The organism is Pseudarthrobacter sp. B4EP4b (assembly GCF_006680095.1).
Classification (GTDB): domain Bacteria; phylum Actinomycetota; class Actinomycetes; order Actinomycetales; family Micrococcaceae; genus Arthrobacter.
This window is the reverse complement of the sequence record NZ_VHIJ01000002.1, coordinates 71,660-94,598: the sequence shown is the minus strand read 5'-3', so window position 1 is coordinate 94,598 and position 22,939 is coordinate 71,660. Positions and strand designations below refer to the sequence as shown.

The following is a 22,939-nucleotide window of genomic DNA, read 5'->3' as shown; positions in this document are numbered from 1 at the left end:
CACATGAAACACATCAATACCCCCGAGGAAATAGAGGAGGTCATCCCCTCAGACGCGGAAGAAATCCTCCACCACGATCACGTCCCGCCGCGCTGGAGCGGCGCACTGTGGTTCGATAAGGCCCTCGAAGGTGTGGTGGGTGCGGCCATCATCGCAGAGCTCGTGGTCATCCTGCTGAACATCATGATCAGGGTCATCACCGGCGACTCCGTCCTGTGGACGCAGGAAGTCTCCGAAATCGCACTCCTGACCATCGCTTTCATCGGCGGGGCCATCGCGTACCCCAAGGGCGCGCACATGTCCGTCCAGGCCCTCATCATGCGGCTCCCCGTGGGCTGGAAGCCCTACCTGGCGGCCCTCGTGGACTGGCTTGTCCTGGTGATGAGCGCCGGCACCTTCGCCCTCTTTGTTCCCACCCTGGTCCAGCAGATCGAAGAGAAGACACCCATCCTGCAGCTGCCCGTCTTCTGGGTCTCACTGCCCTTCTCGCTCGGCATGGTCCTCATTGCCTGGTTTGCCCTGCTGAAACTGTGGCGCCAGGAACGCCGGCCCGTACTGGTGGCCGCGGGCATTACCGCTGTCCTCTTTGCCCTCGTGGCCATGGCCCAGCCGCTGTTCTACTACGCGTCCCCCAACGCACTCCTCGCGGTGGTCCTGGCAGTCTTGTTCATCCTGCTGTTCCTCGGCCTGCCCATCGCCTTCGTCCTGGCGCTGGCCTCCGGAATCTACCTGTACCTGGGCGGCATCTCCGAAATCAGTGCCATCCCCATCGGTATGGCATCCGGGGCCAAAGGCTTCGTCCTGCTGGCCATCCCCTTCTTCATCCTCGCCGGAACCGTGATGAACTCGGCCGGGCTGACCCTTCCGCTGGCACGGCTCGTGGACGCCCTCATCGGACACCTCCGTGGTGGTCTCCTCCAGGTGGTGGTGGTCACCATGTACATCTTCTCTGGCATCTCCGGTTCAAAGGTGGCAGACGTCGCGGCTGTGGGCACCACCATGCGCGGCATGCTCGAAGAGCGGAAGTACCCGCGCGGGGAAGTGGTGGCCGTGCTGTCCGCCTCCGCGATCATGGGTGAAACCATTCCGCCGAGCATCGTGCTGCTCATCCTCGGCTCCATCACCACCATCTCCACTACCACGCTCTTCCTGGCCGGCTTCGTTCCGGCGGCCTTCCTGGCCCTGGTGGTCATGGCGCTGGTCTTCCTGCGGGCCAAGAAGCAGGGCGGCGTGGCCAGCCCGAAGGCCACGTGGCGGGCCCGCGGCACAGCGACGTTCTTCGCCATCCCCACCCTGCTGCTCCCGGTGGGCATGGTGGTCGGCATCCTCAGCGGCTTCGCCACCCCCACCGAAGTGTCCTCGGTGGCAGTGGCCTACGCGTTCATCCTCGCCGCGGCCTACCGGCGCGGCAGCAGGAAGCTGCTGGGTGACACACTGCGGGAAACCACCACGACGGCGGGCATGGTGCTGTTCATCATCGCCGCGGCCTCGCCCCTGGCCCAGACCCTTGCCGTTGCCGGCGTCTCGCAGCAGATCCACGACCTCATGTCAGGGCTGGGCGATTCCCCGCTGCTCTTTATGCTCTTCACCATCGTGCTGCTGGTGATCATGGGGCAGCTGCTCGAAGGCCTCCCCGCTGTCCTGATCTTCGCGCCGCTGCTGCTGCCCATCGCCGTCGACTTCGGCGTCAACCCGGTGCAGTACGCCATGGTCCTGATCATCTCCATGGGCATCGGCTCCTTTGCCCCGCCCGCCGGCGTCGGCTTCTACGTTGCCTGCGCCACGGGGCACGAGACGGTGGAGAGGAGCCTCAAACACTTCTGGCCCTACCTGATCGCCGTGTTCCTCGGACTGCTGGTGCTCGCTGCCGTCCCGTGGTTCAGCACGTTCCTGCCCGCCCTTGCCGGACTCATCCCCTTCTAGGCCCATGCAGACGCCCAGACTGGAACAGCAGCAGCTGCCCGGCACCTATCCGTCCGTTGCCCTCCTGGGCACCGGACCGATGGGCGCCCCCATCGCACGGAACATCCTCAGGCACGGAGTTCCCCTGACTCTGTGGAACCGGACACCGGAAAAGGCCCGTGCCATCGGGGGAGGCACCGTGGCGGACTCCCCGGCGGAGGCCGCACGCGACGTCGTCCTTACCGTTTTGCCCGACCTGCCCCAGGTGGAAGCCCTGCTCCACGGCGGCGACGGCCTGCTGGAGGGCTGGCGGGCCGCCGGAATACAGCACCCCATCCTGGTGGTCCACGGGACCGTGTCACCCGTGGCGGTGGCTGACTTCGCAGCCAAGTGCCAGCGCAGCTGGGGCGTGGTGGTGGTGGACGCCCCCTTGAGCGGCGGCACCATCGGGGCTGAAGAAGCCCGGCTGAGCATCATGGCGGGTGGCCCGCGGGAGGCCGTGGACCGGGTGACACCGCTGTTCGAGCTGTACAGCTCAACAGTGGTGCGGTTCGGGGACACCGGTGCCGGGTCAACCGTGAAGGCCTGTAACCAGATCGTGGTGGCGGCAACTGTTACGGCACTTGCCGAGGCGATGGCCCTGGCGGCAGGCAGCAACCTGGACCTGGAGAAGGTCCAGGCCGTTCTTGCCGGCGGCCTGGCGAACTCCGAGGTCCTGGCGCAAAAGGGACGGCGGTGGGTGGAGCAGGACTTTGACGGCGGCGGATCCGCAAAGAACCAGCTCAAGGACCTGGGCTTCATCATGGAAATCGCCGGCCAGACGGGACTGAAGCTCCCGCTCGCGGCCTGCGTGCAGAACGCCTTCGAAGACATGGTGGCGGCAGGCGACGGCGACCTGGACCATACCGGGATTTACCGCACCATCCGCGCACATTGAGCGCGATAGTCCGGTGGTTGAGCCGGGCCCACGCCCGCAGGGTTCCCTGACCGAGCTTGCGAGGTAAGGGTGCGGATGGGGAGCGAAACCAACCCGCCCGTTGGTTGAGCCTGCGGAAACCAAAGCTGGTGGGGGAGCCGGCGCGGACTGCCGGTGGTTGAGCCTGTCGAAACCGTAGGGGGTTTGGGTAGCAGCGCCTCTCCCGGGCTTGGGGAAGTACGGTCGGCCTGAAGGAACGGGTATGGGTTACTCGTGTTTCCCGCTTGGCTTGGCTGTTTACTGGGAGTGCCGGCGAGGAGAGGGCTTTCGCACCAAGGCTCTCATCCAGCCTTTCGCCGGCACCATGATCGTGGTGGCTAAAACATTGAGTCGCCCAGCAAGCCGGGAACGACCCAGGAACGGCAGGATCCCATGCGAGCCAGATTATCCACTGGGGACGGCATCAACCTCTCGGCCTGCCCCCATCAATTTGTTGGCCGGTGCGATGACTGTTCCGCGTCGGCAGTGCTGAGCGAATCGGACCAGTTGGTGACGGATGAAGGCGGGACTACCTTCTTGGACGAGTCCGGCTCCTAGTCTGGCGAAAGGGTCCGTGCCTTTGCCCATGGCCGGGAGATGGGGTCGGAGCATTCCCGAAGAAGCGGGAGCCGCAGTCCGGTAGCGGAAAATTGCCTTTGCCTGCCCCTGATTTGTATGGTTCAGCTATGACTACGGGGAAAGCAATAACCAAAGCCGTCATTCCTGCTGCCGGATTGGGGACTCGCTTCCTGCCCGCCACCAAGGCAATGCCGAAGGAAATGTTGCCGGTGGTAGACCGGCCGGCCATCCAGTACGTCGTCGAAGAAGCCGTCAAGTCCGGCCTCACAGACCTGCTGATGATCACGGGGCGCAACAAGCGCTCCCTTGAGGACCACTTTGACCGCGAGCCGGGCCTGGAGCGTGCCTTGGAGCTGAAGGGCGACAAGGAACGCCTGGAGTCCGTGCAGTACGCGTCGGAGCTGGGTCCCATTCACTACGTCCGCCAGGGCGAGGCCAAGGGCCTGGGCCACGCCGTCCTGTGTGCCAGCCAGCACGTAGGCAACGAGCCGTTCGCCGTGCTGCTGGGTGACGACCTGATCGACGAGGCCGAGGACCTGCTCACGACCATGATGGAAGTGCAGCAGAAGACCGGCGGTTCCGTGATCGCCCTGATCGAAGTAGATCCGTCCCAGATCAGCGCATACGGCTGTGCAGACATCACCGCAGTGGAAGGCGAGGAATACGTCCGCGTCAACAGCCTGGTGGAGAAGCCTGCAACGGGAGAGGCGCCGTCCAACCTGGCGGTGATCGGCCGCTACGTACTGCACCCGTCCGTCTTCGGCATTCTTGAGACGACGGAGCCTGGCCGCGGCGGAGAGATCCAGCTGACGGACGCGCTGCAGACGCTTGCCGCCGGTGAGGGCGAAGGCTCAGGGGTTTACGGTGTGATCTTCAAGGGCCGTCGCTTCGACACCGGTGACAAGCTGAGCTATCTCAAGGCCGTTATCACGCTTGCTTCAGAGCGCGTTGAGTTTGGCGAGGATCTGAAGACCTGGATGAAGGGATTCGTCGGCTAGTCTCGACGTTTTATGGCTGCTTGGAGGCCCGTTGTCGCAAGGCAGCGGGCCTCTTCTGCGTCTGTACAGCGAAGGCTGCCAGAAGGGCGCCTATGACCGCTCCTGACGTGTTTGTCACGATGTCTGACGGGCTTGCAAAGCGGTCGTGAAGAAACAGCAGTTGGCCAAGCTCTATACAGCCCGAAATCAGCAGTCCGAAGGCGCCAATTTGCCACCAGTGTTTGGCGGGAAATGCAAGTGCGCTTACAAAACCGACCGGCATGAAAAGAACAACGTTCGCGAAGGCTTCAACAAATTTGTAGTTGAACCAGCCCGGCACGCCGTGCCTGTGGAGAAAGTTCAGGACCGCCGTGAGTTGTCCTGAAACAGGCTTATCAACTGGTGAGGGCCAAAAAGCAATGAGCGTCAGGGGAATCAGCATGGCGACCAGTACCGTGCGCCAGAAGCGATAGTTCTGGAGGAGCCTCAAGTGGACCTCACGAGGTCCGTAGAAGGGCGAAGGCGGCCGTCCCTAGGGCGGACGCGGCTAGGAGGAGAAGAAGCACGTAGTGCAGCACCCTTTGGCGGGGGAGGGGAATGGAAATGTCGAGCTTGCGTGGTGCTTTGCGCCAATGTCTCCCCATAGATCAAATAGATACCACACAAAGCAAAAGGTGGGTGCTTCTCCGAAATCGGAGAAGCACCCACCTTCGTTGGTGCTGAAAAGCCTTGCGGTTAGGCAGCGGCCTCTGCCTTGGCGCGGCGTCGAACCACCACTACAGAGGTTGCACCGGCGGCCAGGGCGCCAGCGCCAACCAGGGTCCACAGGACCAACCCGGAGTCGGCACCGGTCTTGGCCAGGCCGCCGGTGTTGGCAAGCGGAGCTCCGCCCGTGTTGCCGGCAACGGAGCCGCCGGTGTTGGCGAGCGAAGCTGCCACGGTGACGGTGACGGGGCCAACGGTCACACCGGACTCGGTGCCAGTGGCGGTGATGGAGTAGGTGCCGGGCTCATTGATGGCGATCGGCAGTGCGACGGCACCCTGAGCGTCAGCAGTAGCGGACAGCTCCTGCGCTTCTGCGACAACTGCGATGCGTGCTGCCACTGCCCGGCCACCGGCAATGTTGGCGCCGTTGGAAGCAGGGGCCTGGCCCGGCGTAACACGGATGATCAGCCGCTCTCCGGCGAGGAAGCCCTGGCCCCGGAAAACAAACGTCTCACCCGGGCCTACAACACCGTCAGAAACGGCTGCCTGCGGCGGAAGTGCCGGGTAGGTTGCGGCCACGGCAGGAGCCGAGCCGATAAGTGCAATGGAGCCTGCGAGTGCGAGTGCAGCAAAAGTCTTCTTCATGTGTGTCCCCCCGGAGACGTTTAATTTTTTTGATACCCGATTTCGGGGAAAGGTCCCCTCTGCACGAGACCCTGTGCAGAACTACGGATAAATATCCCAAGAAAGACGGTACCATCCCGACGGAGTTGTAACCAAGCTCAATCCAAACGGTTTACATAGTGTTAACGCGACCGTCACTGCCCTGGGATGCAGGACGCATTTTCCGTTGGAAGAACAACATCCTTTACCGACTGTACTGTAGGCGTGACAACCACGTTAGGCTCCGTGTGCTGAACAATTTTGCCGAAGGTGAACTCGACGGTCCTGCTATCACCCGGCGCGAGTTGCTGGGCGACGACACCCACTGGTCGGTTGGCGTGAAGGTAAGGAGCAAATGGGGTCTTCTGCCCATCGATTGTCGCTGATTCCACATGGGCTTGAATGGGGCCGTACGCGACGATGTTGGTTTGCACCGTACCTGGCGGCACACCGAAGATGCCTCCGCCTGTAACATATGCCGGCAGGGACTTCCCTGCGTCAACGGGTGCAGTGTTTGTGCTGGTGATTCGAACGCTTGTTTGCTCATAGCCGTTTGCTGGGCACTTCTTTACGAGCTGCACCGTGCGCTTGACGTAGTAGTCCATCTTGGCGCCCGTGCCGTCGTTGAAATACACCGCAAGCTGCGATGGGGCGATACTCGGGCCGGCCACTGAACCACTGATCCGATATTTCTCGATCGCGGCTTGCTCCACCTTTGACGCAGACCAAATGAGGATTCGATTGTCGCCGACGGCCTTGTTGATGCTAGTCATGAGCCGAACAGCATCGGTCTTGCCCAGAGAAAGTGATGTAAAGACTTCCTGGGCTACGGCGGCAAAATATGCATCCTGCATTTTCGGCTCGTCAATCTTTGCATAAACATCGGACAACAAAGTCTGCACAACGTTGTCACTTGTAAGCTTTTCCGGAAGACCGCCGAGTTCCATACTTGAATAGTCAAGATTTTTAAGCTCTACAGGTCCGACCGCTTCTAACAAGTAGCTCAACGCCACAGGATCGATAGACAGTACCCCGTCAACACGTTGTCCGGTGCGGCTCTCCCACATGCCTTGGGCGGTGGCTGCAGCCGTTGGAAAGTCAGGCGTCAAATTGACGTCTTGCATGTACTTTCCAAGTCGCTTTGAATAGATAACCTCCTGCTGGCCATCCACATTTATTGCTGGATCAAATACCCCAAGTGCACTCGCGCTGCTTTGCTGACCAAGCGACAGTTTGCCTTTGTCCAGAGTCAGAACGGCAAGAGCTCCGGGAATACCTCCCGAGGCTCGTGTTTCAGCATTATTTTGGACGATCACTAGGTAATGATGGGGTGAATCGATGCCGAGCATTGGTGGCAGAAGCTGCGATGCATCAGCCGAAGTATCCAAAGCGCCTGTGACGGATTGGAGTTGCTTTCGCGCCGATTCCAATGGTTCTGCAACTTGGGGCAGAAGGTTGCCGGATTCGATAGCCGATAATCTAGATGCAGATTCTCTGACTGCATGCGCGGCAGAAGTCACGTTCGGAGATGCTCTACGAAGTGGTTCCAAATCCATACCCGAGTGGCTTGAAAGCAGGCTGTTCCAATCCAGATCCGCGAATACTTTCACGAGCGGTGCCAATCCCAGAGAGGAAACATCATCGGCTGCGCGCGCAACTTCGGAAATGGCATTGAAATTTGCACCTAGGACCGGAAGAGTGCCCGCGAGACCCCAAAGCGGGTCTTCTGAGGACTCTCTGGCGACTGTGGTGTGTGAACGGATCTGGGTTACGGTCTCAGCCGCGGTTATCGCATCATTGGCGGCCAATGAAGTGCGCAGGGGACTCACTAACTGCACGGCTGCATCCAGTTCGCTTCTGATGGTGGAGGCTTTTGCTCCGAGCCAAGCCGTTGCCAAACCCAACAACACCAAGGTCGACACTACAACCAACAGCGCTATGACGCGCCTACGGTTCGTTCGATATGTCGCCCTTGAACGTCGGTGCGTCATCGAAACCTCCGGCACGTCAGGGGCGCCCCAATCCGCGGTACACCCATCCTGCGGCTCGCCATTTAGCGGCATCAAGCACGTTACGTCCATCCAATATGGTCGTCGACGCGACCAAAGACCTGAGTTCGTAAGGATCTAAACTCCGGTAGTCCTCCCATTCAGTGAGTAGGAGCAGGGCGTCTGCTCCCCGGACAGCCTTATCAGTATCCGCCTCGTAATGTAACTCAGGAAATCGACGAGCAGCATTTTCCAAGGCCTTTGGGTCCGTAACGGTAACGACCGCTCCCTGAAGTTGGAGCTGAGCGGCAATACTCAGAGCGGGCGAATCTCTGACGTCGTCGCTTTCAGGTTTGAAAGCAGCCCCTAGCACGGTGATTCTCTTCCCCAATAGCGAGCCGTCGCACAACTGCCTGGTCAGCTCAACGACTCGCGTTCTGCGCCTCATGTTAATGGCGTCAACTTCGCGAAGGAAAGTCAGAGCTTGATCTGCGCCCAGTTCTCCAGCTCGAGCCATGAAGGCTCGGATGTCTTTAGGAAGGCACCCACCTCCGAATCCTATTCCGGCGTTGAGGAATTTTCGTCCAATTCGGTCGTCTAGGCCAATAGCGTCAGCCAGCTGAGTCACGTCCGCTTCTGCCGCTTCGCAGAGCTCCGCCATAGCGTTTATGAAGGATATCTTGGTGGCAAGGAACGAATTTGCGGCTGTTTTAACCAGTTCCGCTGTTGGGTGATCGGTAATAAGACGTGGCGTTCCCGTCGACAATGGGGTTGAATAAACCTCGTCCAGAATTGCCACGGCACGGTGATCTTCGGAGCCGTTATCGACTCCGTATACAAAACGGTCGGGATGCAACGTATCTGCCACTGCATGGCCTTCGCGCAAAAACTCAGGGTTCCAAACAAGGTCAGCATCGAACTGAGTATCTTTTACTTGCGCGGACAAACGCCGAGCGGTACCAACTGGAACGGTTGACTTGCCGACTACAACGTCTCCAGGTGCTAAATGGTTTAGGAGCGCACTAATTGCAGAATCCACGTAGGTTAGGTCAGCGGCATTTTCGCCCTTCTTCTGTGGTGTACCGACACAAACGAAATGAACCTTTGCCCCAGCCGCCGCTGCTATATCCGTTGTGAAGTTTAGTCTGCCCGTGTTTTGCACTTCCGTAAGCAAGTCATCAAGACCGGGCTCAAAAAAAGGAGCCTTTGACCGTGCAAGCGCAGAAATCTTGCGTTCGTCTACGTCAATACCTACTACATCGTGCCCTAGCTGGGCCATGCACGCTGCATGTACCGCCCCTAAATAGCCGCAGCCAATAACCGAAATGCGCATTCATATTCCTTCCCCAAGGGGCATTTAAGCTGCCAAGTGAGCCTAGTAGGCTCCTGCACCGCCGAATACGGCTCGAACAGTTCTCAACAGAATGATGAGATCGCCAGCAAGCGACCAGTTTTCTACGTAGTAAAGGTCCAGCCGAACCGAATCCTGCCAAGACAAGTTAGATCGTCCGCTAACCTGCCAAAGCCCGGTCAGGCCAGGCTTGACTAATAAGCGGCGGCGGACGTCGTATTCATAGGATTGGACCTCGCTAGGAAGTGGCGGTCGAGGACCAACCAAGCTCATCGAGCCCGCTAAAACGTTAAAGAGTTGCGGTAATTCGTCCAGGCTGTACTTTCTCAGTAGACGCCCGATTCGGGTTACACGAGGGTCCTGCTTCATTTTGAATAGGACTTCATTGCCTTCATTTAGGGCCGCCAGTTGGGACAACTTAGCCTCAGCGTCAACGACCATGGACCGAAACTTCAACATCTTGAAGGGGGCACCTTCGATGCCAATGCGCTCCTGCCGAAACAGTACAGGACCACTACTATCAATCTTGATCAGAAATGCGACCACCAACATTAGCGGGGAGCTGATGATGATCAATAAACTCGCGAAGGCGGCATCGAAAAGTCGCTTGGCAACGCGTTGGCCGCCTTCTAGTGTAGGCGTAGTCACATGGATCAGTGGCAGTCCCGCCACCTGTTGTGTGTGAATGCGCGGGCCGGCAATGTCAGTCAGCGCTGGAGCCATAATCAAGGAAATATTTCGTGCCGCAAGTTCCCAACCCAGATGACGAAGCGTTTGAGGATGTAACTGGACGCCTGCTGAAACGGCGACAGCGTCGGCGCGGCAATCATCAATCGCTTGAATGATTGACTGCGCGTCTGGCTTGTGGCCTAGTACGGGGAGACCTGCCACGTGATGTTGCGAATACTCCTGTCCATGGCTGGGTGTGTATGCCGCTACTGGCGCGTACCCAGCATGCTTCGAGCTTTCGAGAGATGAGGCTAAGTGCGCGACCGCACTAGGACCGCCCAGGAGGAGCAGACTCGACATGCTGTGTCCTCGATTGCGTTCGAGAGTAAGGTGCTGCCGCAGTAGCCAGCGCGAAATTAGCAGCCCAACTAAGCCCACGGGGAGTGCTACTCCGACATAACCCCTTGCCGTATCTATGCGCAGAACATAAGAGACAATGGCGATGAATCCGAACAACCATAGTGACGCGGCAGCAACGCGCTTGTATTCATCCGCACCCGAGCCGAGGATGCGGCTCTCCCTACTGCTCCAGGCGCCGAGCATCAGCCACCAAGCCGGGGCCAACGCCATCGATGTGAGAGCGTAGGCAGAGTCGTGCCGCTCTATGCCAGGCTGATTGTCAATGCCAAACCTGACGATGTAAGCACCGGCAACGGCCCAGACAATAACGAAAGCATCGATTACGGCTAGTCGCCTTGAGTAGCGCGCACGCCAGTTGTTGCTGTTGCTGCCCCCCACGTTGTCCCCATCTCTTGCAACATGCTTCTCTGGGCTACTCGTGCCCACAGCGATCATAGCTAATCGGGGGCATCGATTTTCTTACATGTCCAGAAAGGGCCAGCGCACACGTGTAGGGAGTCGATCCACCTCGAACTCTCGGTCTCATCTGTGGCGCGAAACACATTTCTGTCAATGGCCGGACAGAGGCTACTATTGCCCGCAGGGGTGGGGCGCTGTTGGCCCGCGAGCAGGTTCCACGGGAGCACAGTTATTCATCTGAGGGCTGCAATCATTTGATTGCCTGCTGGCGCTGATCGTCTGGCCTCTCTTAAAGTCCATTCTTATCGTCTCGGCATATTTCCGAGGGCGTTCGCATAACAATCAGGGGGCACAATGCCTAGGGCACTCATCACAGGCATTACAGGACAAGACGGTCTCTATCTCTCGGAGCTTCTTATCGAAAAGGGCTACGAGGTATTTGGCCTGATCCGCGGGCAGAACAATCCCAAGCTCGACTTAGTAAAAGCGGTTGTCCCTGATGTGAAACTTCTCACCGGCGACCTTTCGGATGTTGCAGGACTGACACGTGTTCTGAGCGCTTCCCAACCAGACGAAATCTATAACCTGGGTGCGATTTCCTATGTCGCTTACTCATGGGAGAACGCTTCATTAACTTCGGACGTGACGGGCAAGGGTGTCCTTAACATGCTTGAAGCGACCAGGCAGTATGAGGGTGACTCGACCGAAAAGGTGAAGTTTTACCAGGCTTCGTCATCCGAGATGTTTGGAAAGGTACAAGAAGTACCGCAGAGCGAATCGACCCTCCTCTGGCCTCGCTCGCCGTACGGCGTCGCAAAGGTTTTTGGCCACTATATGACCATTAACTATCGAGAGTCATACGGAATGCATGCTTCTAGTGGCATTCTCTTTAACCATGAGTCCCCCAGGCGAGGGCCGGAATTTGTTACCCGTAAAGTGACTCAGGCAGTGGCACGCATCAAATTGGGGCTCCAGCAAGAGTTGGTTCTGGGCAACTTGGACGCGAAACGTGACTGGGGTTTTGCCGGAGACTATGTGGATGCTATGTGGCGAATGCTGCAGCAACCCGTAGCTGACGATTATGTCATCGCTACTGGTGAAACTCATTCGATTCGAGACCTTCTGGACGCTGCGTTCGCTGCTGTCGGAATCGAAGATTGGACGCCGTTTGTTCGACAGGATCCCAGGTTCATGCGGCCTGCAGAGGTAGATCTACTTATCGGCGATCCCTCCAAAGCTAAGGCCGTCTTGGGTTGGAAACCCCAGGTTAACTTTGAAGAGCTGGTACAGATGATGATTGAAAACGACCTTCGCGAACAAACAGCGCTCGGCCGCTAAAAATGGCGGTAGTTCTAGTCACTGGTCTGTCGGGCCAGGACGGGCGATTGTTAGCTGAACGACTAGTACAAGACACGTGGACAGTCCACGGCACCATCTCCGCTGAAAGCGTGGAAGACTCGGGTTTTTCGGAAGTAGCGACGCATCGGCTTGATCTGACTCATCATGACGAAACGTCGGCTCTTGTTCGTGACCTTGAACCGGATGTCATCTTCAATCTTGCCGGCATAAGCTCCGTTGCGAGGTCCTGGCAGGAACCAGCAGCGACTATTGCAGTCAACGCTGTTGGTGCTGCCACGCTCCTTGAGGCCGCCTGGCAACTGAGCATCAAAGCCCGGAGGAGCGTGAAGTTTGTACAGGCCTCCAGCGCCGAGATCTTCGGGCGGGCGGATGATGTGCCACAAAACGAGAAGACTCAGGTACGACCAGTTTCTCCCTATGGGGCTTCCAAAGCATTGGCTCACCAATTGGTCGGGGTTTACCGTGAGAAGGGGCTTTTCGCATCCTCCGCAATCCTGTACAACCATGAATCGCCGCTGCGCCCTGAGGCTTTTGTAACCCGAAAGATTACCAAACAGGTTGCCCGAATATCTCTCGGATACGACGAAACGCTGCGTCTGGGAAGTCTTGAAGCGAAAAGGGATTGGGGTTGGGCTCCGGACTATGTGGACGCCATGCTCCGCATGGCGAAGCATTCTCGTCCAGATGATTTTGTTATTGCATCAGGTGCTTCACACTCGATTGCGGAGTTTGTGGCCCAAGCCTTTGCGGTTGTCGGTATCGACGATTGGAAGAATTATGTGCAAATGGACGATCAATTTGCCCGTCCCGTTAACCCGGGGGAGATGCAGGGCGATGCCTCCAAAGCTCGAAGAGAGTTGGGATGGGCTCCCAGTCTGACTTTCGAACAAATTGTGCAAAGAATGGTCCAACACGATATCAATATGCAAAGATCACAGATGAGCCTTGAAAAAAATGAAGCGAGTCCTGCATGAGTGGCGTAATTGTTCATGAATGGTTGGAACCTCATGGTGGTGCTGAAAAGGTGGTGCAGGAGCTTGCCTCTATTTTTCCGACCGCACCGATTAAATGCCTTTGGAATGATGCTCCGAACAGGTTCTCCCCGGATAGAGTTTCAGAGACGTGGCTCGCTGCAACTCCTCTAAGGCAAAAGAAGAGCCTTGCGCTTCCGCTCATGCCTGAAACCTGGCGTCACTTGGGCAAGAGTGACGCCGAGTGGATTCTTTGCAGCTCACATCTTTTCGCGCACCATGCTCGGTTCAGTGGACAGGCCCGTGTCGCGCCTAAATTTGTGTATGCGTATACGAGTGCCCGGTATATCTGGAACCCAGAGATTGACGAGCGGGGCCAGTCCTTAGCTGTCCGGCTCGTTTCGCCTGCGCTTCAGCAGCTTGATAGAAAGCGTGCTCGTGAAGCTGCGGCAATTGCGTCCATCAGCTCCTTTGTGCAAAATCGGCTCGAAAACACGTGGCAGCGGGAGAGCCAAGTAATTTACCCGCCAGTTGACGTCGAGGCCTTCGATTCAACTGAAATCTCAACGTTTACGGCAGCGGAGCAAAGCGTGCTCGATGCCTTGCCGAAGAGGTTCATCTTGGGTGCCTCACGTTTTATTCCTTATAAGCGACTTGACCTAGTGATTCAGGCAGGGGTCGCAGCTGGCATAGAAGTGGTTTTAGCGGGAAGTGGACCCTTACGCCGCGAACTCGAACAACAGAGTGCGGAACATCCAGGGCTCGTAACGTTTGTAGATAGCCCCTCCCACGTCTTGTTGCGCGAGCTTTACCGCCGATGCCAAGTTTACGTTTTCCCACCAGTAGAGGACTTTGGAATTATGCCTGTTGAAGCAATGGCGACAGGTACACCTGTCATTGCTTCAAACATAGGAGGTGCCTCAGAGACCATCATTGACGGCAAAACTGGTGTACTCCTTGATTCCTATGATGCCGATAGTTTGCGTGACGCGGTCGTCGCTGCTCAGCGAATAAACTCCGAAGATTGTCGAAAGCGTGCTTGGGATTTCGATAAGTCGGTTTTCCGTGAAGCTATGACTGATTGGATCTGGAGTTAGATGTCAAGCGAAGGTCTTGCTAGTTCAAGCGGCATTGGCAGCCAGCCGAGGCAAGAAGCGCGACGTACCTCGCGAAAAGCTTCCGCCGTACATCTCGTGGAAGTGGGCGGACAAGGAGGAGTCTTCCAACATACGTTGGCTTTGGCCCAGCAGTTAGCGGCTGAAGGTATTTCCACCGTAATCCACACAGCTGATGATTGTGAACTTGTTCTAGATGGCGTGGATTTTTGCTTTTGCTTTTCCTGGCAGCGTAGCGAAGTGTTTCGGGGGCCGCGTATTGCTCTTCGCTACTTACTGTTCACCCTGCCTCATTTGATACGAGATACCTCTGGCCTCGTTTGGGTTCAGGGAACCTTTAAGTCTGCATTAACTTACATTGCAATCAGGATCCTGAAAGCCTTCAATAAGCGGGTTTTCTTCAGCCCACATAATATGTTTAGCAGACGCGGCAGCAATCTAGACTTCGGTTTTATTTGGCGCTCTATTAGCGCCGCCGACCTGGTAGTTGTCTACAACGGTCGAGATGCCCGAAAAGTCGAAGAACATAGAATTTCCTGCCTTCAAATTCCCTTGGAGATGTATACTCCTACCGTAAACCGCGAAACTGCGGAAAAATGGGCGTCACGCCTTGGTGAAGATAGGTTCGTTGTTGCTTCTATTGGCCAGATTCGACCGGATAAGAACATCGGCCTCTTAGTGGAATCCTGCGCCCAGGCTGGTGCCAGGCTTGTGGTTATGGGGCCCGATTCGGGTGGTGCCGCAGAAGTGCAGGAACGATTTCCGCTGGCCGCTCTAGATGTGCTCTGGCTTGAGGGCTACCACGATATGGAGGACCTGGCGGCAGTCACTGCTCTGAGCGACTGCGTAGCACTGTCGTATAGTCTTTCGAGCCAATCTGCTGCAGCATCTCTCGCCCACGCGTACGGAACTGCAGTTATCGCACATGGAACGGGAGGCCTTGATGAACAAGCAGACGCGGTTGTTTCGACATTAGAAGTTTCAGATTGGTCATCAGCTATCAAGGCTCTGTCGGAGACGATGCCCCGAAGCAAGAGATCGTCTCTGAACGGCTCTATTACTCCGACTATTAGTCGGCTTCCCGCCTCACTCAGGCAAACTCTCGAACGGGTGCTTTAAATGAGGATTCTTGAAACTTTTTGCATAAGCGAAAAAGTAAGTGGCGGTGAGTTGTACGTGCTCGAGCTGTTAGTCGCTCTGCAGCGACACGGCTGGTCGTGTTCGATTGTTACTGGGGTTAATTCCGTCTTAGCCGAGCGTGCCTCATCGATGGGCATCCAGTCGCGACATATTAAGCTAGGTCCTAAGCTTGGAAAGCGAACCTTACTGCGAATAATAGTTTCATGGCCGATTCAATTGATACGTCTTCAGCGGCATTTTGCAAAGAGTGAAGCTGGGGTGATTTTGCTTCAGTATAAGCTCGAGCAGTTATTATCAGCAATGCTTTTTACGAAAAAGCAAACAGTAATGTTGGAACATGGTCCTGTGCCAAGCTTGATAACGAAAATCGCGCCCGTTCGTTGGCTTTACTTGCGCGCCCTCCGGCGCGCTAGTCTCGTGCTTGCTGCTTCTAGCCCGGCAAGAGAGTCACTGCTGTCCTTGGGGGTGCACAGCGTTCCACTTCTCGCTGGCAACGATCCGAAAAGGGTTACTGCGGCGTTGGAAAGCCGGTGCGACCACAGAACGGTTCTTGAAAGCTATGTGGGATCTCATGTTGTCGGTGTCTACGCAGGGCGAATAGTGGCTAACAAGGGCGTATTCGACGCGGTGTCATTGGTTGCCCCTCTTGAAGGGGTTGGCCTGGTGATATTTGGAGAAGGCCCCGATGCTGACTTGCTTCGCGCCCGAATCTCTGACCTACCAAACGTGCACTTCGTGGGTGCCGTGTCTGATCCGTTGCCCTATATAGCGGCGGCCGATTTCGGGATACTTATGACGAAAGATCCTGGAGAGGGCCGGCCGCTTTTCGGGGTTGAGTGTTTATCCGTGGGGACACCGCTAATCGGGGCAGGCGGATCTCCTGCTATCGAGGGTCTTGTTGAGGAATTTGGTCCGGTAGATGTACGAGTGATGAACAGCTTGTCTTCAAGTGAACTGGCGTCTTACATACAGGGTCACCGTGCTGGAAGCCAGCACTCGCGGAACTGGGACGATACGGCCTCCGACTTTCACCAATATTTGGAGTCTGCTGGACTCTGATAACGAGCTATCCCTACTACTCTGTTAGCATTTGGCGGCTTGCACAGACAATGCTGTTCACTATGGAGTTGTGGATCGGGTGCTCTTGCTCCTTAATGGGGCGTGGGCGCTTCGGCTTGCTGTACGCAGGATGGACTGGTGAGACGGGTCTGACTCTCGGCTCTTCTGAGATCACACCGTTGTGATTGTCCCGCCGGCGACGTGTCGGTCGACCTTGTTCATTTTCGAAGTGCAGCCCAGCAAGCGTCATGTCCTAATGGGAGTCTGACGAGTCCCCGATAGTGAACTGGCAGACGCCTAGCGGAGCTGCGCACCCGACAACGAGGAAGGGCGCATTTTCCATGGTGAGCGAGAGGCAGATCAAGGTCTAAGGCGGGATCGACACCAAGCCCATTCGCATCACATCGCGGTCATCGACGCTACAGGACAACGGCTGGCAGATGTGTAGGCGCTCGCTACCGCTGTTGGTCAACAAGCTGCTTTACGGCGCGCTTCACGGTTGATGGGTTGGGGACAAAGGGGCCCGTGGACCTGCTGGTGTCGGCGATGGTATCGAAAAGTGTGCCATTTCGCGGGCTGAAAAGTGAGCCACCTTGACGCTGGCTATTCTGCCGTATCTTCCGTTCTTGTCGAGGGCAGCGAGTCGACATGGGTGTGTTTGAGGCGATAGCTGGAGCCTTTGAGGGTGATGACTTCGGCGTGGTGGACCTGCTCGAACGGGATGTAACAGACTTCGTCCACGATGATCAGACCGTACGGGCGCAGCCTGACCAGTTCCCGAGGCAGCCGTCCGCCTTGGTGGGCTGCTTGGAGCCGGGCGACCCAGTCGATGGCGGTGGCGAACAGAACCCGGTGACCGAGCTGAGTGGCCCGTAGTCCCAGGCCGCCGGCGAGGTGTGTTTTGCCGGTGCCGGGCGGTCCGAGCAGGAGGATGTTGGACGCTTCGGTGCGAAACGCGCCGGTGGCCAGGTGCGCGATGGTGTCGCGTTTCAGGCCCCTCCGGGAACCACAGATCACGCTGCGCCTGATCGCCCGGACCGTAAGAGATCCGGTCAGCTGGATCAGCCGGGGCATCCTCGGGTCGGATCCTGGCAACGTTTTCCCGGAACCAGGCTGGGGACCCCGACCAACCCACCCGTTCAGCCAACACCGTCGCCGGCATCCGCGGGTTCTCCATCAGCAGCGCACGAATTGCTGGTTCCACAGCCTTAATCCCGGAGTCCTGGGGCGCCCGAACGCAAGTTGGCGGACCCTCGGAGCTGACTGCTTTCGCAACCGTTACTGGAGATCCCCAAGCGCGCCGCTATCGACCTCATCGACTCACCCTCGGCCAGATGCAACCGCCGAATAGGCGCCCAATCCTCCACTGGGATCACTCACCCAATCGTTTGGAACGGGTGGCTCAGTTTTCAACCGTCGCAATGGCTCACTTTTCGACCGTCACCGACAGCTGGGATGAGTGGGTCTAGCATTCAACCTGGAACAGGACCACGAGCCCTTGAACGGGCTTACCGGGGTCGTAGCCGACGCTGCCACTATCCTCTTCAACCTTCCCGATCACCACGTCATGTCCGCCACCATACTGCCGTCGGGCGGCAGGTCATCATCCAAACCGACCAGACGCTCGGCTTCCCCCCGGCTGCAGGGTGATGGCATCCTGGCTGAAGGAGCGCCGCCTCCAACGACTCGGCGATGTCCCCGTCGCCGGCCCGGTGGACGCGCTCTGGTCCAAGTACCGCTGGTACTGCGAAGAGCTGGCATGTGAGCACCGGCTGTTGTTCTTTTGAATTGGCTCAGCAGGTGCCGCCCGGTGCCGGCTAGACAAGCCCGCTGCGGGACCAGCTCGTGGACGCGGTCATCCGCTCTGGCAGGGCTGTTGCCTAAACAGCTGCTGACTTCGCCGTGTCCTGGTGATTGCTCCGCAGGGCCTTCAATGAAGCGGCCTCCTCAGGCTCCCGGACATGGGGAAACTCAGCCCCCGAATGATTGGCATCGATGAACACCGGGGGCGGCGGTGCGCTACTTTCAGGACCCGGCGTGGATACGGTTCGAGTCGTGGATGACAAGCAGGGAGCCAGCTAACCTCGGCCTAGGCTATGAACCTGCAAGCTGGGTGAGCGCCGAAGCTTTTGCATCCGGACGAGTTCCGCAAAAATCCGACGCTTCTGCCGGGTCGGTTACGGCCCACGCCGAACGAAAGCTTCATTGCCAGCAGGGTTCGTTTGCGGAGATGACCCAGAGTCCGGGTCGTAGCGTTTGGGCTGGAGCAGAGTGAACCAAGCCTGCACGGCGAGAATTGGAACCACAAGAGTCAGACCATAGTAGAGGTCAAAGCTAGATCCGCCGAGGAAGAACCGGAACGCAACGCAAAGGATGATGGCAGACCAAAAGTGCGTTCTATATTTGCGGAGGAGACAGGCTAAGACGATCACAAAAACGCCAAGTGCTAACACTGCTCCTACGTGGCTTCCTGTAACGAGAGAAAGATAGCCGACTGGCGAGAGGTATTGGCCACTACCTTTATATCCTAGGTAAGTTGCGCTTAATTCTACAGATAGGTCTCTAGGCTTCTCCGCCCAGACTGACCGCGGGATGAATGTGGTGACAGTATTTAGTAAATCCAGAGGTTGCGGTTCAATAAGTGGTAACAACTTCTCGGAGAATCTATATCCGTCCAAAGTGTCGATGCCGGCTTGGAACGGAGCTACGAGCGGATTAGCGAGTGTTTGGTCCACTACTTCGGAGAAGGAATAGCCGGTGCCACGAACAATATTTGCACGCAGACTCGACATGAGAGATCCGCCGAGAGCAAGGCAAACTACCAGGACGACCGTCATAGCTGTGCGCTTGGGGGAACGATGTTTCGCTTGAATCATCTGAGAAGCCAGGTAAGCGAAGAACAGCACGAAGAGAGGGCTACGTACATTCTGAAAAACCAACCAGGAAGTACCGACGCCGCATAGCAACCAATACCGCCAATTTCGAAAACCGTGATAATAGATTATTATCGACAGCCCACAAATTAGAGCTGTTCTCATAAGTGTTGGAAATCCTTGACCGCCGGCCGCGCGTTCATCTAAGCCCGGAACCCGGAAAATTATTGTGGATAGAGTGCCAACAACAACGAGCACAAGGGCGGTCCGCTCCGGGCTTATCAAGCCACGCACAGGGTCAGGCAGTTTAGGCGCCTTGGGGCGCCAAGCCCAGACCAGTGCTTCACAAACGACGACTACCGCAAGCTCAACCGCCCATTGGAGGGAAAGGCGGTCAATCTCATCCAAAGTCGGTGCATCGGTCAGCCCAGCTCGAAAGAGCTTACTTACGATTGTGTCCGTCTGCTGCAGATGGGCAGGAGTCCAGAGGCAAAAGACGTAGACCAGGGTTGCGATCGTGCCGATCGCAACGCGATAAACTTCAGATCTACGTACAGCATTCACGGTAAGCGAGAGCGATATCACGACCGCAAAAAGGAAGAATATCTGTCCCACTACTCTCCCCTCATAAAGTAGAATCTGCTGCAGCGACTAGCGCACTTGAAGTGATAAATCATTATCTTTACCAACAATCGGGCTTGCAGAAACTCCATTAGGGGGTCTGTTCCGCCCCGACCAGACCAAGGCTGCCCCTACGGTTGCGCCACCAATTTGGCTGGCCGTCGATATAAGCGCTGCATAAGTGCTATTAGTGTCGGAGCCAATAACACCAAAACAAATCAGGGTGATAAGTACACTATACAAAGGGATAAGTGAGGACTTTGCTGGGTTTCCACGCCCAGAAACTATAGCGATACTCACAAAGGTGATGAGCGAGAACGCGGTCCCGACAGTGAGAATTTGTACTGCAAGAATACTGGGAGAGAAATTTGTCCCGAAAAGTGCTGGGATGTAAAACGGGGCACCAGCGTATAGTACTACCAACAAAAGAAGCCCTGATGCTATGAAGGGCGCTATGTCTTTCAATATAAACTTAAGGGTGGACCCCCTGCTTGCGAGAGTCAATGCGTTGCGTCCAGCTAATGCTGCACAAATAACAGGAACCTCAGCAACAGTTACCGCAATGGCGTAAAACCCAAGCTGCTCACTGTCGGCTACAATCGGGAGCAGTGCTTGGTCAATACGGTTACTACAAACAACCGCTATAGTGCCAACCGCTGCGGCGAATGAGTATCTGTATATTCCTTTTACGTCAGGAACATCTCTTTCTCGACGCGTGAATAAGTTCGGGCTCATCAAGAGTGCACCCGCTAGTAAGAAAGCCACGAGCGCGCCTGCAACATATGGCTGCACCGTCGTGAAGCCGATTGCTGCAACTATTACAACTGCGGAAAAGCGCAATATCGCGAACGAAAACCGTTCAAGGTCTAGACGCCGCCATGTACCGAGTCCTTGCCAGTACGCTCTGAGGATTTGGATCAGAGCCGAAGCGACCACGAAGGCCCAAGCCGTGAGGAGCAATCCTCGAGGTATATTCTGTGTTTCGCTTACGTGTTCGGAGTACCAGGCAAGTAGCGCATATGTCGCCACAGCTGACGGCAGACCCAATGCAAGCGCCCGGATCAATACCTTCCGCGGATCCTTACCTGCTGCTATGAAGTAGGTTACAGCTGATGGCAACCCAATGGTGGCAATGGCTCCACCCAGTGTGAGCGGTTCCATCACACTGGAGAACTGTCCACGTCCTTCTGGCCCAAGCGCTCTGGCCAATATCGGGCCTGAGAGCAGACCAAGGGCTGGTCCTAGGCCATACGCGAGAAGGGCTCTTACTTTCGACCAAACAAAGATCTTGCGGATGCTTAAACTTTTAGCCCACATTTAGGGCGCGTTCCGTGTCAGCCGACGGGAGGGGTAGGTCTCTGATGCGTTTCGCCGGAGTACCGGCATACAGCCCGTGCGGCAGGCAGTCTTTGGTAACTACGGCCCCGGCTCCGATCACACACCCTTCTCCGATGGACACACCTGGAAGGATGGTACTGCCCGAACCTATAAAAGCACCGTCGCCAACTGAGATCGGACCCCAGATGCTTTTCCCAGCGCGAGAAGCGGGGTCATCCGTATTGTGGTCAGTGTTTAGAAAAACTACACCGATGCCGATCCCGACGCTGTTCCCGACCTCCACGCCTACACGATTATCGAAGATGCATCGGTAATTTACCGTTGATCCGGACCCTATGGAAACTTTTCTGTCACGAAAAATCACTCCAGGACGTACAAGGGAAGACATGGAAATACGCAGACCGAGCAACCTATAAAGGACAGTTCTCGCTCGGGCCGGAACAACATGACTGGCAGCTAAGGAATTAGTGGCCCAAGACCAAGCGATTGACTTGCTTTCTCCAGGGTCGACTGCGGCTTCGGCTAACCGTTTCTTGAACATAATTGCAGATTTCAATGCAGTTCACCTGCAAGGCATCCATGTTGCATGATCCGTCTATAATCCATGAGCACATTACCCATCATTGTCTGCTGCCCGTGTGGATGCACCGACTACACATTCGTCTATAAGAGTCCTTGCGGCAGAGATGCGGTTCACCCAAGAATAGGGCATTGCACCTTTACTTCGTTCCTGAGCCTCGAGCCGATCGTAGGTTTCAAGGGCGGTCTTCGTAGCAGACAAGAAATCATTCTGGTCGATGATCGATATACCCGATGGCAGTTTCTTGCTTCTCAAGCTGCCGATTGGCGTGCACAGAACCTGAAGTCCCGCGGACAGATACTCATACACCTTCATCGGAAAAATTCCTGACGTATGGGTGTTTACTAGGTAAGGTACCAAGCCGACTTTCGAATTGGCCACTTCACGAGCGAGAGCAGCAGGTACTAGTACGCCCAGGTACTCCACATTTCTATAGGACAACAGGCGTTGTACCTGAGCGACTGGAGCAGTCCCGTCTATTGCGATTGGTCCAGCAATGGCCAAGGGAATATCATTGTCTGCTAAGTGAAAAAGGATTTCAAAATCAAGTTTCGTGGGAGTCAAGTTGCCCGAGAATATCGCGCGATGTTTTGGGTCAGCATTCAAATTCGCTGAGTACAGTTGAGTATCAGCGACATTCTCCCAAAGAACGGATGCCCGCCCAGTGTGCTTATGCAGGTGATCGCTGACGCCCTGGCTGCTCGCTATTATGTGGCTGGCCCGCGAAGCGATGACCTTCTCCGCATCAAGTATTTGTTTCGCCGGCGTGTGTGCGAACGTATGAAGCAAGTCCACCGAGTGATAGATTGTGGACGCAAAATGTTCTTCAATTCCATAAGTTACGGGAGAGAATGTCCACAACATATCGCGTTCCGCAGCGGGAATGTGCTTTCGAACAAACCGTGAAAGGAGGTATGAGTTGATTCGCTGAACCAGCGCTATGCCGTGAAATGGAAGAATTCGAGGAGAGAGGACATGAACGGATGGCTCTTGCGGCGATTTCCCTTTATCACTAGGTCCGTCGGCAACGGACGACCGAAGCCGACGAAGTATCCGTTGGATGTCTGCCTTATTAAGGCGAGGGGAACGCAAGCCAAGAGAATTGATATAATAGACTTTACTGGTTGCAGCCAAGCCGCTAGCTAGATGCTGCTTATTTGTCCATATCGGATTATCAAAATCGGCAGTTGAAAGTACGGTTACGACAGTTGAATCTTTCTTGTACACTAATGCAACCCTTGTTTCTGTTCATCTTGGGGAATCCTGAAGCCTGCC

The 22,939-nt window shown here is 56.4% G+C and carries 19 protein-coding genes and 1 pseudogene; 9 read left to right on the top strand and 11 right to left on the bottom strand.

The features are described 5' to 3' along the window. The first annotated feature begins 3 nt into the window (after positions 1 to 3). The 3 genes from FNL14_RS01315 (at position 4) to galU (ending at position 4,434) form a co-directional block, all read left to right on the top strand. Positions 4 to 1,923, top strand: coding sequence for a TRAP transporter large permease subunit (locus FNL14_RS01315; RefSeq protein WP_142056989.1), 1,920 nt, complete (start codon positions 4 to 6; stop codon positions 1,921 to 1,923). Between the two features lie 4 nt (positions 1,924 to 1,927). Next, positions 1,928 to 2,839, top strand: coding sequence for an NAD(P)-dependent oxidoreductase (locus tag FNL14_RS01310; protein ID WP_142056987.1), 912 nt, complete (start codon positions 1,928 to 1,930; stop codon positions 2,837 to 2,839). A 704-nt stretch (positions 2,840 to 3,543) separates the two neighbouring features. Continuing rightward, a complete protein-coding gene (galU, locus tag FNL14_RS01305) occupies positions 3,544 to 4,434 on the top strand; it encodes a UTP--glucose-1-phosphate uridylyltransferase GalU (RefSeq protein ID WP_142056986.1) in 891 nt (296 codons plus the stop codon). A gap of 10 nt (positions 4,435 to 4,444) precedes the next feature. Here galU and FNL14_RS01300 read toward each other — a convergent pair whose 3' ends face one another. The 5 genes from FNL14_RS01300 to FNL14_RS01280 form a co-directional block, all read right to left on the bottom strand. Next, the gene (locus tag FNL14_RS01300; RefSeq protein WP_142056984.1) at positions 4,445 to 4,903 is read right to left on the bottom strand and encodes a VanZ family protein; all 459 of its coding nucleotides are present in this window, start codon (positions 4,901 to 4,903) and stop codon (positions 4,445 to 4,447) included. Positions 4,904 to 5,148: 245 nt separating this feature from the next. Continuing rightward, positions 5,149 to 5,763, bottom strand: a complete 615-nt coding sequence (locus FNL14_RS01295; RefSeq protein WP_142056982.1) for an LPXTG cell wall anchor domain-containing protein — start codon at positions 5,761 to 5,763, stop codon at positions 5,149 to 5,151. 173 nt (positions 5,764 to 5,936) lie between these two features. After that, entirely contained in the window at positions 5,937 to 7,703 is a 1,767-nt protein-coding gene (locus FNL14_RS01290) for a DUF4012 domain-containing protein (RefSeq protein ID WP_255470660.1), read from the bottom strand. An 85-nt stretch (positions 7,704 to 7,788) separates the two neighbouring features. Next, positions 7,789 to 9,102 carry a UDP-glucose/GDP-mannose dehydrogenase family protein gene (locus tag FNL14_RS01285; RefSeq protein ID WP_142056978.1) on the bottom strand — a complete coding sequence of 438 codons (1,314 nt, stop codon included), beginning with the start codon at positions 9,100 to 9,102 and terminating at the stop codon, positions 7,789 to 7,791. Positions 9,103 to 9,144: 42 nt separating this feature from the next. Beyond that, on the bottom strand, positions 9,145 to 10,530 hold the full coding sequence (locus FNL14_RS01280; RefSeq protein WP_255470664.1) for a sugar transferase: 1,386 nt from the start codon (positions 10,528 to 10,530) through the stop codon (positions 9,145 to 9,147). Between the two features lie 432 nt (positions 10,531 to 10,962). On the opposite strand from FNL14_RS01280, the gene FNL14_RS01275 reads away from it, so the two are divergent. The 5 genes from FNL14_RS01275 to FNL14_RS23775 are packed head-to-tail and all read left to right on the top strand — an operon-like array spanning position 10,963 to position 16,252. Next, a complete protein-coding gene (locus FNL14_RS01275) occupies positions 10,963 to 11,946 on the top strand; it encodes a GDP-mannose 4,6-dehydratase (protein ID WP_142056974.1) in 984 nt (327 codons plus the stop codon). 2 nt (positions 11,947 to 11,948) lie between these two features. Further along, positions 11,949 to 12,941, top strand: a complete 993-nt coding sequence (locus FNL14_RS01270) for a GDP-mannose 4,6-dehydratase (RefSeq protein WP_142056972.1) — start codon at positions 11,949 to 11,951, stop codon at positions 12,939 to 12,941. After that, positions 12,938 to 14,035: a glycosyltransferase gene (locus FNL14_RS01265; protein WP_142056970.1), complete on the top strand. Its 1,098-nt coding sequence runs from the start codon at positions 12,938 to 12,940 to the stop codon at positions 14,033 to 14,035. Before FNL14_RS01270 ends, FNL14_RS01265 begins: the two co-directional genes overlap by 4 nt. After that, positions 14,036 to 15,172 carry a glycosyltransferase gene (locus tag FNL14_RS01260; protein ID WP_142056968.1) on the top strand — a complete coding sequence of 379 codons (1,137 nt, stop codon included), beginning with the start codon at positions 14,036 to 14,038 and terminating at the stop codon, positions 15,170 to 15,172. It begins immediately after the preceding gene. Continuing rightward, positions 15,173 to 16,252 (top strand): glycosyltransferase, encoded by a 1,080-nt coding sequence (locus FNL14_RS23775; RefSeq protein WP_142056966.1) that lies wholly within the window; start codon positions 15,173 to 15,175, stop codon positions 16,250 to 16,252. It abuts the gene before it with no gap. Between the two features lie 603 nt (positions 16,253 to 16,855). On the opposite strand, the gene FNL14_RS01250 is transcribed toward FNL14_RS23775, so the two are convergent. Then, complete coding sequence (locus tag FNL14_RS01250) at positions 16,856 to 17,326, bottom strand: ATP-binding protein (RefSeq protein ID WP_370455786.1); 471 nt, start codon at positions 17,324 to 17,326, stop codon at positions 16,856 to 16,858. After that, positions 17,253 to 17,619: pseudogene (locus FNL14_RS23560) on the bottom strand (IS21 family transposase); the annotation flags it as partial. The pseudogene FNL14_RS23560 and the gene FNL14_RS01250, both read right to left, overlap by 74 nt. A 282-nt stretch (positions 17,620 to 17,901) precedes the next feature. On the opposite strand from FNL14_RS23560, the gene FNL14_RS23180 reads away from it, so the two are divergent. Then, complete coding sequence (locus FNL14_RS23180) at positions 17,902 to 18,039, top strand: hypothetical protein (RefSeq protein WP_181762505.1); 138 nt, start codon at positions 17,902 to 17,904, stop codon at positions 18,037 to 18,039. Between the two features lie 390 nt (positions 18,040 to 18,429). Here FNL14_RS23180 and FNL14_RS01240 read toward each other — a convergent pair whose 3' ends face one another. The 4 genes from FNL14_RS01240 to FNL14_RS01225 all read right to left on the bottom strand — a co-directional run bounded on the left by FNL14_RS01240 (position 18,430) and on the right by FNL14_RS01225 (position 22,891). After that, positions 18,430 to 19,740 carry a hypothetical protein gene (locus FNL14_RS01240; protein WP_142056964.1) on the bottom strand — a complete coding sequence of 437 codons (1,311 nt, stop codon included), beginning with the start codon at positions 19,738 to 19,740 and terminating at the stop codon, positions 18,430 to 18,432. 36 nt (positions 19,741 to 19,776) lie between these two features. After that, complete coding sequence (locus FNL14_RS01235; RefSeq protein ID WP_142056963.1) at positions 19,777 to 21,063, bottom strand: oligosaccharide flippase family protein; 1,287 nt, start codon at positions 21,061 to 21,063, stop codon at positions 19,777 to 19,779. Continuing rightward, on the bottom strand, positions 21,053 to 21,472 hold the full coding sequence (locus tag FNL14_RS23770; protein WP_181762504.1) for an acyltransferase: 420 nt from the start codon (positions 21,470 to 21,472) through the stop codon (positions 21,053 to 21,055). Before FNL14_RS23770 ends, FNL14_RS01235 begins: the two co-directional genes overlap by 11 nt. Positions 21,473 to 21,697: 225 nt before the next feature. Further along, positions 21,698 to 22,891, bottom strand: coding sequence for a glycosyltransferase family 1 protein (locus FNL14_RS01225; RefSeq protein ID WP_142056959.1), 1,194 nt, complete (start codon positions 22,889 to 22,891; stop codon positions 21,698 to 21,700). Positions 22,892 to 22,939 lie beyond the last annotated feature (48 nt).

Coding starts and splice junctions, on each gene's coding strand:
- FNL14_RS01270 (WP_142056972.1), top strand. CDS start 11,949: ATGGCGGTAGTTCTAGTCACTGGTCTGTCGGGCCAGGACGGGCGATTG.
- FNL14_RS01275 (WP_142056974.1), top strand. CDS start 10,963: ATGCCTAGGGCACTCATCACAGGCATTACAGGACAAGACGGTCTCTAT.
- FNL14_RS01265 (WP_142056970.1), top strand. CDS start 12,938: ATGAGTGGCGTAATTGTTCATGAATGGTTGGAACCTCATGGTGGTGCT.
- FNL14_RS23770 (WP_181762504.1), bottom strand. CDS start 21,472: ATGTCTTCCCTTGTACGTCCTGGAGTGATTTTTCGTGACAGAAAAGTT.
- FNL14_RS23180 (WP_181762505.1), top strand. CDS start 17,902: ATGGCATCCTGGCTGAAGGAGCGCCGCCTCCAACGACTCGGCGATGTC.
- FNL14_RS01285 (WP_142056978.1), bottom strand. CDS start 9,102: ATGCGCATTTCGGTTATTGGCTGCGGCTATTTAGGGGCGGTACATGCA.
- FNL14_RS23775 (WP_142056966.1), top strand. CDS start 15,173: ATGAGGATTCTTGAAACTTTTTGCATAAGCGAAAAAGTAAGTGGCGGT.
- FNL14_RS01250 (WP_370455786.1), bottom strand. CDS start 17,326: ATGCCCCGGCTGATCCAGCTGACCGGATCTCTTACGGTCCGGGCGATC.
- FNL14_RS01235 (WP_142056963.1), bottom strand. CDS start 21,063: ATGTGGGCTAAAAGTTTAAGCATCCGCAAGATCTTTGTTTGGTCGAAA.
- FNL14_RS01315 (WP_142056989.1), top strand. CDS start 4: ATGAAACACATCAATACCCCCGAGGAAATAGAGGAGGTCATCCCCTCA.
- FNL14_RS01310 (WP_142056987.1), top strand. CDS start 1,928: ATGCAGACGCCCAGACTGGAACAGCAGCAGCTGCCCGGCACCTATCCG.
- galU (WP_142056986.1), top strand. CDS start 3,544: ATGACTACGGGGAAAGCAATAACCAAAGCCGTCATTCCTGCTGCCGGA.
- FNL14_RS01295 (WP_142056982.1), bottom strand. CDS start 5,763: ATGAAGAAGACTTTTGCTGCACTCGCACTCGCAGGCTCCATTGCACTT.
- FNL14_RS01260 (WP_142056968.1), top strand. CDS start 14,036: ATGTCAAGCGAAGGTCTTGCTAGTTCAAGCGGCATTGGCAGCCAGCCG.